The sequence below is a fragment of the Rhodococcus sp. ARC_M6 genome (assembly GCF_022810305.1).
GTDB lineage: Bacteria > Actinomycetota > Actinomycetes > Mycobacteriales > Mycobacteriaceae > Rhodococcus_F.
In genome coordinates this window covers 85624-96925 of the sequence record NZ_JALGQH010000008.1, presented here as the reverse complement: position 1 = coordinate 96925, position 11302 = coordinate 85624, and the positions used below count along the sequence as shown (strand labels likewise).

10 protein-coding genes are annotated in these 11302 nt (G+C 56.9%); 6 read left to right on the top strand and 4 right to left on the bottom strand.

Translation table 11 applies throughout. The annotated features are described in order from the left end of the window. Nucleotides 1-43 precede the first annotated feature (43 nt). The 6 genes from MTX36_RS11735 to MTX36_RS11710 all read left to right on the top strand — a co-directional run bounded on the left by MTX36_RS11735 (nucleotide 44) and on the right by MTX36_RS11710 (nucleotide 5698). The gene (locus tag MTX36_RS11735) at nucleotides 44-1360 is read left to right on the top strand and encodes a glycosyltransferase family 4 protein (protein WP_243619920.1); all 1317 of its coding nucleotides are present in this window, start codon (nucleotides 44-46) and stop codon (nucleotides 1358-1360) included. Then, complete coding sequence (gmd, locus tag MTX36_RS11730; RefSeq protein ID WP_243619919.1) at nucleotides 1357-2385, top strand: GDP-mannose 4,6-dehydratase; 1029 nt, start codon at nucleotides 1357-1359, stop codon at nucleotides 2383-2385. Before MTX36_RS11735 ends, gmd begins: the two co-directional genes overlap by 4 nt. A gap of 5 nt (nucleotides 2386-2390) precedes the next feature. Further along, entirely contained in the window at nucleotides 2391-3371 is a 981-nt protein-coding gene (locus MTX36_RS11725; RefSeq protein ID WP_243619918.1) for a GDP-L-fucose synthase, read from the top strand. Then, nucleotides 3368-3907 carry a DapH/DapD/GlmU-related protein gene (locus MTX36_RS11720; protein WP_243619917.1) on the top strand — a complete coding sequence of 180 codons (540 nt, stop codon included), beginning with the start codon at nucleotides 3368-3370 and terminating at the stop codon, nucleotides 3905-3907. The genes MTX36_RS11725 and MTX36_RS11720 overlap by 4 nt, the downstream gene beginning before the upstream one ends. Continuing rightward, nucleotides 3904-5061: a glycosyltransferase gene (locus MTX36_RS30250; RefSeq protein WP_243619916.1), complete on the top strand. Its 1158-nt coding sequence runs from the start codon at nucleotides 3904-3906 to the stop codon at nucleotides 5059-5061. The genes MTX36_RS11720 and MTX36_RS30250 overlap by 4 nt, the downstream gene beginning before the upstream one ends. Nucleotides 5062-5182: 121 nt before the next feature. Continuing rightward, on the top strand, nucleotides 5183-5698 hold the full coding sequence (locus MTX36_RS11710; protein ID WP_243619915.1) for a YdcF family protein: 516 nt from the start codon (nucleotides 5183-5185) through the stop codon (nucleotides 5696-5698). 358 nt (nucleotides 5699-6056) lie between these two features. On the opposite strand, the gene MTX36_RS11705 is transcribed toward MTX36_RS11710, so the two are convergent. The 4 genes from MTX36_RS11705 to MTX36_RS11690 all read right to left on the bottom strand — a co-directional run bounded on the left by MTX36_RS11705 (nucleotide 6057) and on the right by MTX36_RS11690 (nucleotide 11300). Next, nucleotides 6057-7577 (bottom strand): glycoside hydrolase family 71 protein, encoded by a 1521-nt coding sequence (locus MTX36_RS11705; protein ID WP_243619914.1) that lies wholly within the window; start codon nucleotides 7575-7577, stop codon nucleotides 6057-6059. 225 nt (nucleotides 7578-7802) lie between these two features. Then, nucleotides 7803-8513 carry an N-acetyltransferase gene (locus MTX36_RS11700; protein WP_243619913.1) on the bottom strand — a complete coding sequence of 237 codons (711 nt, stop codon included), beginning with the start codon at nucleotides 8511-8513 and terminating at the stop codon, nucleotides 7803-7805. A gap of 133 nt (nucleotides 8514-8646) precedes the next feature. Further along, nucleotides 8647-10128 carry a sugar transferase gene (locus tag MTX36_RS11695; RefSeq protein ID WP_243619912.1) on the bottom strand — a complete coding sequence of 494 codons (1482 nt, stop codon included), beginning with the start codon at nucleotides 10126-10128 and terminating at the stop codon, nucleotides 8647-8649. 344 nt (nucleotides 10129-10472) lie between these two features. Then, nucleotides 10473-11300 carry a MazG family protein gene (locus tag MTX36_RS11690; protein ID WP_243619911.1) on the bottom strand — a complete coding sequence of 276 codons (828 nt, stop codon included), beginning with the start codon at nucleotides 11298-11300 and terminating at the stop codon, nucleotides 10473-10475. Between the last annotated feature and the right edge of the window lie 2 nt (nucleotides 11301-11302).

Below are 11302 nucleotides of genomic sequence, written 5' to 3'. Positions count from 1 at the left end.
CGAATCGGACGTAGTAGGGACCGAGACAGCGGAGTCCGACGCCATGGTCGATCCGCACGCGCCCCACTCCGACACACTCAACATCACCATCGTGGGCATCAATTACGCTCCCGAGACAACGGGTATCGCGCCGTACACGACGGATCTGGCCGAGGCACTCGCCGAACGAGGCCATCGAGTCCACATAGTCACCGGCTATCCTCACTACCCTGCCTGGGAAAACGATTCCAGTTTTCTCGGCAGATCCATCGACGAGGTAGTAAACGGCGTTTACGTTCACCGCCGACGCCACTTCGTCCCCAGCCCGCCCAGTGCGCTCGGCCGGATCAAGATGGAACTGAGCTTCGGCGCACGCGCGGTCATGTCCCGGTGGCACAAACCAGACGTGATCATCTGTGCGAGCCCCGCATTGCTTTCTACCGCAATGGCTCTGGGGCGTAGTCGGTCGACGCGGAACCGCCCGGCGATCGGCGTGTGGGTTCAAGACCTGTACGGGCAGGGTGTTGCCGAAACCGGTGCGTTGAGTGGCCGTGGCGCCCAAGCAACTTCACGTCTCGAAGCTACCGTGTTGAAAGCATTCGACGGCATTGCCGTGATTCACGATCGCTTTGCCGATCACGTCGTGAGCGAGCTCGCGATCCCTCGGGAACGAGTCACGGTAATCCGGAACTGGACGCACGTAGCGCCGATCGATATTGCCGATCTCGCCGCCGCGCGAGCACAATTCGGATGGTCAGCTGACGAGGTCGTCGTACTCCATACCGGCAACATGGGCGTCAAACAAGGTCTCGACAACGTCGTGAACGCCGCGAAACTCGCTGACGAACAACGGCTTCCAATTCGTTTTGTCCTAGTTGGCGATGGCAATCAAAGGCTTGCTCTCGAATCTGCAGCCGCAGGTGTAGATCGCATCGATTTTGTACTCCCACTGGACGACGAGGCGTTCCGGACAGCTATGGCCGCAGCAGATGTCCTGCTCGTCAACGAAGCTCCGGGAATTGTGGGAATGGCCGTCCCGAGCAAGCTCACTTCCTACTTCAGCAGTGGAACGCCGATCGTGGCCGCCACCGACGTCACGTCGACAACCGCCGATGAGATTCGCGCGTCGGGTGCCGGAGTGGTCACACCTGCCGGTGAACCAGCCGGACTGCTCTCCGCGGCACTGCAACTCGCGGGTGACCCGGAGAAATCCCGAAACCTCGGCGCGGCAGGAATCGAGTACTGCTCGGCAACCGTCGGAAAGACCTCCTCGATCGACAAATTCGAACACTGGGTTCACGCACTGGCCGCAGTACGCGGCAAGTCTCCAGTGCGAGTTGCTGTCCCAACCACAACAGACAAGGCAGTTGACGTCCGATGACCAAACGTGCACTCATTACGGGAATTACCGGACAGGACGGTTCATATCTCGCAGAACTGTTGCTGTCGAAAGGCTATGAAGTACACGGACTGATCCGACGTGCATCCACATTCAACACTGCGCGTATCGAGCACCTCTATCAAGATCCGCATAATGACGACACTCGACTGTTCCTGCACTACGGTGATCTTTCCGACGGCGCTCGACTCGTCACGCTGCTGTCGACCATCGCACCCGACGAGGTGTACAACCTCGCGGCGCAGTCTCACGTCCGTGTGAGTTTCGACGAACCCGAACATACCGGTGACACAACAGGTATCGGATCGATCCGATTGCTGGAAGCAGTACGGATGACCGGGTTGCAGTGCCGGTACTACCAGGCCTCGAGCTCCGAAATGTTCGGCGCGTCGCCCCCGCCGCAGAACGAGGACACTGTCTTCTACCCCCGCTCACCGTACGGCGCTGCAAAGGTGTACTCGTACTGGATCACCCGAAATTACCGTGAGGCATACGGCATTCATGCCGTGAACGGAATTCTCTTCAATCATGAATCACCCCGGCGCGGAGAAACTTTCGTCACCCGAAAGATCACTCGAGCTGTAGCACGAATTCAAGCCGGGATGCAGGACACCCTCTACATGGGAAACCTCGATGCCATTCGAGACTGGGGCTATGCACCCGAATACGTCGAAGGCATGTGGCGGATGCTTCAGACCGACGAACCTGATGATTACGTCCTGGCGACCGGCGGAAACTTCACGGTCAAGGACTTCGTCGAAGCGGCGTTCGGCCACGTCGGATTGGACTGGCAGAAGTACGTCAAGTTCGACCCGCGGTACCTACGCCCGACCGAAGTCGACGCGCTCGTCGGCGACGCCGGCAAAGCCGAACGTCAGTTGGGCTGGAAGGCCACCGTCCACACACCGGAGCTTGCCCGAATCATGATGGAAGCCGATATTGCGGCACTCCAGCATGAGGGCAGTCCCTGGATCGACACACCAGATCTGCCCGATTGGAGAAAGTAACTCTCATGACGACTCCTGAAACAGTGCAACCCCTGGATCGCAACGCACCGACTTACATTGCCGGGCACCGCGGCCTTGTAGGATCAGCGGTCTGGCGCAGGATGGAACAGAGCAACTTCAGTAATCTGATCGGGCGAACATCCTCCGAATTGGATCTCCGAAGCCGTTCGGATGTGTTCGATTTCTTCGAGCAGTCCAAACCTTCGTGTGTAGTACTGGCAGCTGCGAAAGTTGGTGGAATCGTCGCCAACAACACCTATCCAGTCGACTTCATCTCGGACAATCTGCAGATCCAAACCAACGTCCTCGACGCCGCATTGCATCACGGTGTCCATCGACTGATCTTTCTCGGCTCGTCATGCATATATCCAAGGCTCGCAACGCAACCGATATCGGAAGACCAGTTGCTGAACGGCCCACTGGAGCCGACCAACGATGCCTACGCAATCTCCAAGATCGCTGGAATCATTCACGTCCAGTCGGTCCGTCGGCAATACGGACTTCCTTGGATCTCGGCGATGCCTACCAACCTCTACGGTCCGGGTGACAATTTCTCGGCCACCCTCTCGCATGTCGTACCGTCGTTGATTCGCCGATTCGATCAGGCGCAGCGTGACGGACTCGAATCTGTCACCAATTGGGGATCCGGCACTCCACGCCGAGAGTTCCTGCATGTCGACGACATGGCTGACGCGGTCCTACACCTGCTCGACAATTACGATGCCCCAACACATATCAACGTTGGCACCGGCCGAGACGAGACCATCAAGGAAATCGCTGAGATCGTGGCGGATGCTTGTGGTTACGAGGGCACAATGCTCTGGGATACCACTAAGCCTGACGGTGCCCCGCGAAAGCTCCTCGATACCTCCGCACTGACGGCAACCGGATGGAGCCCGCAGATTTCGACCCGCAGCGGTGTCGCGTCAACAGTGGAGTGGTATCGCCAGCACCTCCGCGACAGTGCCGATTCGGTTCGGCTATGAACAACAGCTCAAGATCCCTGGCCGGATTCACCGGAGCCGGGTATGACAAGGGCCGCGGGCGAATCATTCAGATTGCCTGGCTCGCAATCTCCGGTTCAGTCCTCTCACAATGGTGGTGTCCGAACAGCATTCGGATCGCTGTGCTACGAAAGTTCGGTGCCGATATCGCCGACGGCGTCCTCATCCGACATCGTGTCCGCATCCATTGGCCGTGGAAGCTGAAGGTAGGTGCAGATTCGTGGATCGGCGAGGGCACGTGGATCCTCAATCTCGAACCGGTCACCATCGGATCGGACAGCGTTGTTTCGCAAGATGTACTGCTGTGCACCGGAAGTCACGATCACCGGAGTCCCACATTTGAGTTCGACAACGCACCCATCGTGATCGGCGACGGCGCATGGATCGCTGCTCGCGCGACAGTACTGCGTGGCGTCACAATCGGAGACCGAGCGATTATCGGTGCAACCGCACTCGTCACTGCGGACGTGCCGGACGGAACCACGATGTTGGCGCCTCGGGCAGGCGCATCGCGGTGAAGATTCTACAAGTTGTCACGCTATTCTCACCGGACGCTGCCTACGGCGGACCGCTACGTGTGGCACTCAATCAGTCGAAAGCCCTGCAGGACAATGGCCATGACGTGACCATCGCCGCAGCCTCGCGAGGGTATGAGACAGCGCCAACGCACGAACAAGGCATTCCGTTGAAGTTGTTTCCGGCACGTACCGTGCTTCCGAAAATCGGTTACGCCGGTATGGCTGCCCCCGCCATGTTGTGGTGGCTCCATAAGAACATCCGAGACTACGACGTCATTCATGTCCATCTGGCGCGCGATCTGGTAACGCTACCTGCCGCGAAACTGTCACTGTCATATGGAATTCCGACATTTGCACAGACACACGGAATGATCGACCCTACTGACAAAGCCTTGGCCAAACCGCTTGACGCTCTCCTCACTAACCCAGTGTTGAGGAATGCACGGACGATCTTCTACCTGACAGATCGAGAGCGCAGCGACTTGAGGTCGGTCGTCGGTGACCACGATGTCAATTTGGTCGAATTGAAAAATGGAATACCAGAAATGGACGACCTTCCGTTCAAGTCGGTCAATTCTGATCAAAGGCCCGAGGTTCTGTACCTGGCGCGACTTCAAGAACGGAAACGGCCACAGGTCTTCGTCGATGCCGCAAAAATGATCTTGGACAATGGTTTCAGCGCACGCTTCTCGCTTGTCGGCCCCGATGAGGGGGAAGCCGACGCAGTCGTCAGTCTGATCGAGAACTCCGGGCATCACGACTTCATTCGATACGAAGGGCCACTTCCGTTCTCCGGATCAACCGAACGATACCGGCAGGCCTCGATCTATGTTCTTCCTTCGGTGCATGAACCGTTCCCCATGACAGTTCTCGAAGCCATGTCGGCCGGACTTCCCGTCGTGGTGACGGATACGTGCGGCGTCGCTCCAGTGATTCAAGAGGGGCGATGTGGAATCGTTGTGGACGACTCCACGGAGGCGCTCTCGTCAGCAATATCGTTTTTGCTCGACAATCCAGACAAAGCTTCGGCCATGGGAGAACGCGGCCGAGACATCGCGCGCCGCCAACTCGGAATGGATGCGGTGAGGGCGGTACTCGAATCTGAATACCAATCCCCGAAGAGTCCACCCACTGTCTCGAAGAGCCGACGATAATTTCGAATCCCTTGCCAGCAAAGCTGCACTGGTTCCCGGCATGTTCGAATCGCCGGGGCCCGAATCAGTGAGAAACAATTCTGTGAACTCCAAATCTCGAAAATCAAGACGCCGGCTGCCCATGTTGGCCGGAATCGCCGCAGGCCTGGCAGCGATCATCGCTGCAGGCTGGCCGGTCTACGTCAACCCGAAGATCGATGACCCTGAACTCGCCGACGCCATCGTGGTGCTCGGCGGCGCTCACGACGGTCGAGAGGAACTCGGACTCCAACTGGCAGAACAGGGTTACGCCCCTCAGATTGTCTTCTCCGATCCCTATCGCAGTAGCGATAAGAAGATGAAGGCGATCTGCGAGGGCACCTACGACTTCGAACTCAGCTGCTTCAAGCCTGACCCGTCGACGACGAGAGGCGAAGGACGCGAAATTCGCCGTCGCGCCGAAGCCGAAGGCTGGAAACGAGTCATAGTCGTTACGTTCGTTCCTCATGTCTCGCGCACCCGGCACATCATCGACAACTGCTGGGACGGCGAGATAAAGGTAGTCGCACAGCATCAGTCACTACCGCTTTGGACGTGGACCTTCAACTACATCTGGCAGACAGCGGGTTACGTCCGAACAATTTTCGAAGACTGCTGATGCTCGCTCATTCCTAAGGTCCTTAACCTTCTGGACTGTCAGTATGAAGAGCTTCCAGCAACCGCGGCAGATTAACGGGCCGTCCGAGGGTCTATTGCGAGGGCAACCGGCATGAATGCTTAGGTGCGCCCGCTGTCTACGGGTGCATTGAAAGCGCATCCGCTGCCCGGGAGTTCCACCCGGACTGTGGAACCGGCGTCGCACCGCAGACGAACCTGCGGTGCGAGCCATGCCTGACCCCCAATACGGGTTCAAATCCGAATCAGAGCGTCTGATCTGAACCTGTTACCGACCATCAAAGATCGAGGCCAGGCTACCCGGTCGGGATTGCCTGCTCAAGATCGAAGGACTGGAAAATTCACCGTCCGCTGGAATCCATTAGGTAGTCGAAATTCTGATTGTACGGTGTTTCTGTCACTGTTACGTGTGAATCTACTCGAGCTACCTCGACTCCACCTCGTGTTGCGACGACATTTATGTTTCCAGCTCCTAAACCTGCCACACATGGATATACTCCGGCGGCAACATGGCAAGTCGTCGTCGTCTCACCAACCTTAATTGTCAAGTCCGCTGGCTCGGTCAGAAAGGTTAAGACTTCAACAGTGTTATCTGCCGCAGGTGAATAGTCGCGGATTTCCATCGGCGCACTCGAAGGGTTCACCGGATTTGACCAGGTTGGCTGATTTCGATATGTCACGAAGAGAGTGTCGCGCACAATCTGAGGACGCACACCTAGCCTAAAGGTAGCGATCATGAAGGAATTCAGGTCTAAAAGTGCATATCCGTGTTCAACACTAGGCGCAAACGAGGTCCCTTCGCTGTAGTCATTCCATGTCACCAATTGGACCCATTCACTATCAGACTCCATGGCAATATCCCATGTGTTGCGTAGATTCAGAGTATTGATCGTCTCATCGAAGATTTCCTGCCGCGGACGTGCATCCTGGAAACTTACTGGCTGCATCCATATCTTACCGAGGTCATGCACACGTTTGGCCAAAACCAACGGCGCATTGGAATCCGTTCGCAATAGCGAGTTCGCGTTTGGATTTCGCTCTCCCCAGTTCGACATTCCATAACTGATAGATGCGAAAGCGTCTATATTACTCGCCGCATCAAGAAAAAGCGGGACAAACGCAACCGTCTCTCCGTAGGTTGACTGCATGATATTCAAAAATTGCGACCACCAACTCGGACTCATCAGGTCTGCCCCGAAGGGAGAAATAACCAGACGCCCATCATCTAATCGGTAGGTGGAAGCGAGATCGACATAGACCGACATTTCAGCGGCGAGTTCCGCCGGTGTCATAGATTGAAAATCTGCGCTCATGTCCGGCATCAGCATGACCTTAAAGTTCGGATTCACATTTATCGCCGCTTGCATCAATGCAAGCGGGACGCCACTCCCCCACCAGGAGGAATCATTGGAGCGCGCCATTATATCGACAGAGAAACCGTTGATTCCGGCGGAAGTCGCTTGGAGAACTTCGTTTTCCAAATCTCGCATTCGCCATTCAGGATCAGTGATCGTAGCACGCGGCAGAGGTCGGTCTCTCAGAAACCCGCCGTAGGTAGAGTGAACGCCGCCTTCCCCATCCGCCGACAAATATTCCCGAGAATAAATGTCCGAATTCGAATTCTCGTTGTCAAGAGAAATAGGATACGGCGGAAAATAGTGCGCAAACACTCGTTTGGAATTCACCGACGCCTGGGATGGTGCATCAAAAGGCAAAAAGTTGGTATCGGATTCCGACATCATGGCGATCCTGTCAATCTTACCGGGATCCTCAAATGAACCCGTCAAATTGATTGCTACTAGAACCGCAACTGCCACCAATGCGGTGAAGACTCGAACCCCTGAAGAAATGAACCTAACCATGAAACCCCCAGCCACCTCGCCACAAAACGGACAATTAATAGATTGCGTTCAATCGAGTAAAAAGTAACACCAAAGTGCGGGCCTTGCAAAGCGATATCTTCTCTCACCGCTCCAGCAGCCTCGAATCAACGTAGTCTTCAAAGCTATCTGCAGGACTGGCAAACTCGACTTATCCATCTTCGAAGACTGCTGAGCGAAGGCTCCAGCACGTAGGAGTGGCCAGTGTCAGCTGCCCAACAGCCATCGAGGTCTGGACCACATCTGCCAGTACTCGACGATCTCGGCGCCGGCCACGTCGTACAAGCGGTTGCTTGCGTCGCTCGCGAGGAAACACAAAGAGCCCTCGCCTACCTCCGCGAACGCAATTGCACTCGCTTGCTGCAAGACGCGCATACCGTGCCCTCGCCGCTGACTCGTTGGGCGAGTACCACCTGCCCAACCGGTACTGATCGGGTGCCCGAAGGACAACATCGCTGCCGCTTGCAGGGCTCCGTCTTCGACCAATCCGATAACCGATCTCCGAGAATGCCCTTCACTACTCGACGCTGTGTATACAAGCGCAGCGGATGCGGGATCCACATTGAAGATTTCCCCGACCAGCCCGCGTGCGGCACCCAGTTCTTCCTCGTCCAGAACCTTGACTTGCGGATCTAATTCCGACGGTGAATTCGGCAGCATCCGTAGGGAACTCGATCCGACACAGACCCAGCCTGCATCCGACAAGACCGTTCCTGCACCCAGACCTAAGCCGGCGAGCATGATCACAGAGCGATGTTTTTCGGCAAGAATACGCTCGATGACATCCGACGTATTCTTGCGTACGTCGCTCCCATGGATCAACGCAAGGTTGTAACTCGGATCAGGCACGCCGGTAAGCGCGAGCCACCACCCGTCGTCGACGATGTGAATGCCCGTCGCAGGAATGAGTCCAGACATGTTTTGCCCGTATGCATCCCGTAGTCCAGCGAGACCGGACCCGGTGCGCGGCATCTGCCATCCGCCGATAATCTGCTCCTTCAATACAAGTCACGCGAGACTATCGACAACTGCAGGATTGAACCCAACCGGTTCAGTAGGCTCCATCACTGCGAACCACTGCTGACACCGTACGTGCGATGATCGAAAGATCTTGTGCCGCTGACCAGTTCTCGACGTACGAGGAATCCAGACGAACCGATTCTTCCCACGAGAGATCACTACGGCCGCTGACCTGCCACAGTCCGGTAATACCGGGTTTCACGAACAAACGGCGAGACACCTCGTCGTCGTACATCTCGACTTCACGTCGAAGTGGTGGACGCGGACCCACTACGCTCATTTCGCCGCGAACAACATTGAAGAACTGTGGGAGTTCGTCGATGCTCAACCGGCGGAGAATCTTGCCGATCGGTGTGATACGCGGATCTTCGCGCATCTTGAAGAGCACACCGCCCGCACCCTCGTTGTCGCCCATCAGATCGACAACCTGCTGATCGGCACCGGCGACCATCGTCCGAAACTTGTACATGGGAAACGGTTTCCCGTTCAGCCCGATGCGCTCTGCCTTGTAGAAAACCGAGCCTTTCGATGTGAACTTGACGGCGACTGCCGCTGCAATCATGACGGGCGCTACAAGCAGGATCATCAAAACCGAGAATATGGTGTCGAAAATTGCTGGTGCCCAACGGTTTGCGCCTTCGTAACGTGGCCGCTCGACGTGAATGAGCGGCAGCCCGGCTACGGGCCTAAACATCAGTCGGGCCTTGGAAACATCCGCCATGACCGGCGAAACAACGAGATCCACACCTTCTGCTTCCAGATCCCACATCAGTTTGCGGATTCCGACCTGGCCGAGATCCTCGGTGCCAGTCACGATGACTGTGTCTGCGTTGCACGCCCGCATGGCCTCGATCACTTCAAATTCGTTGCCTAACACCGGAACATGTACACCGTCGACCATGATGTGATCATCGAGCACAGTTGCGCGGCGCGGAATGCAGGTACCCACGACGTCGTATCCTGCCGACGCTGCTCGCGCAAATGAACGCGTAGTGGCAACAACAGAGGCATGCCCACCGACCAGCAGAACCGCGTTGCGGCATTGCCCGGACGCCCGCTTGTTTCGAATATCCCGACGCCAAAGGTACCGGCCGAGAAGCAAGGCACCCAAGCCGAGAGGCAGTGCGATCATGAGGTAACTTCGCGCAATTTCGACGCCGAGAACGATACCGATTAGTGCGCCAAGCCCGAATACCTGACCTGTCGCCATCAGAACACGCTCGTATTCGTCGCCACCTTCTCCCAACATCGCTTGGTGGCGACTACGACCCCGCGAAAGCGTGATCATCCACAGCGCACCGAGCAAAACGGATGCAACAACCTTGAGCGGAGTCAGCCACTCGAAAGGATGGGGCCAAACACTGCCGAACTGCGCGAGCGCAATCACAAAAATTACGGTGACAGAGTCGGTGATCGCAATTCTGCGCCGATACGCACGCCGCCAGTCTCGACTCAGATCAGCCGAATTCCGCAGTGCCGTCGGCTGGATCCCCACCTCAGCATGAACGCTCATTGGTCATCAGTCTTTCTTGTCATCGATTGGTGTCGCGGGTTGAGTCGCGGGCCGTATCGGGCCTTTCTCCAGAAATCGCTGATCATTAACCAACTGTGGGATCCAGGAACGGCAACACCCCGCCGGTTGCCGTGCCTGGCGTCGACTGACGCTAGTAAAATTCCCCCACCAACCCCTTCGTCAAACTGCTGACCAGGGGCCAATTCCTGCAAAATTCGACCTCATTACGCTCTTCCCGTACGCAAACATACCTCAGGTTTGTTTGCAGTGCACTCGAGAGCGCCGAGTAACCGAGAGATTGCCAACTAATTACCAGGAATCACGGACGTACGGCACAAAACCTGCTACGTACGAGACTGTTGCGTCTCCCAGTTGCGGACTTCGGCGATCAGCAGGTCGAGGGCATCTGCCAGCGCTGTATCGGCTTCTCGGCACCGCTCGACCAAGCCTTCGAGCCCCGCTTCGGCAATGATCTCCGTCACTCCCGCTCGAGCCGCCCGAAGCATCACCTTCTCCGCCAGAAGTCTCGGCGGTTGCGACTTGGCGATGCCGTCCATCGACGACGCACGGGCCTTCTCCGCATCCTTGAGTCGCTCCCACGCCAACTCCTGCTCAGCAATGTCCACCACACCGGAACTCATCAAATGCGGACTGCGGTGAACCAACTTGTCGATCAGCGCGCCGGCGACGTCGTCTAACTCGAAGACACCATGTGCTTGCGCGATACGCGAATGGAACAGCACCTGAAGCAGAAGGTCACCGAGTTCCTCCCGAAGGTCCGTCTCGTCGCCGCTGAGGATGGCGTCGAGCACCTCGTACGTCTCCTCCACGAGATAGACCGAGAGACTCTCGTGGGTCTGCGTAGCTTCCCACCCGCCGCGCTTCCACAACCGGTCCATAATGGAAGCCGCTTCCACCAATCTGTCTCCGTGAACCGGCGCTGCACGCACTATCCGAGCACCCGACGCCGCCAAGGCTGCAATCCGAGGTCCGTCGCCGTCCATCATTACGATCACCGCAGCACCGGCAGTGGAATCAGGTAGTGCTATCCGAACCGGTTCCGGCACCGTGTCGTCGATCCGGACGGGCCCAGCCAAGAACGAAACCGCTTCGATCGGAACAACATCCGGCCGCAATGGATCGAGCAGAACGACAGTAGAAACATCGGTCACGT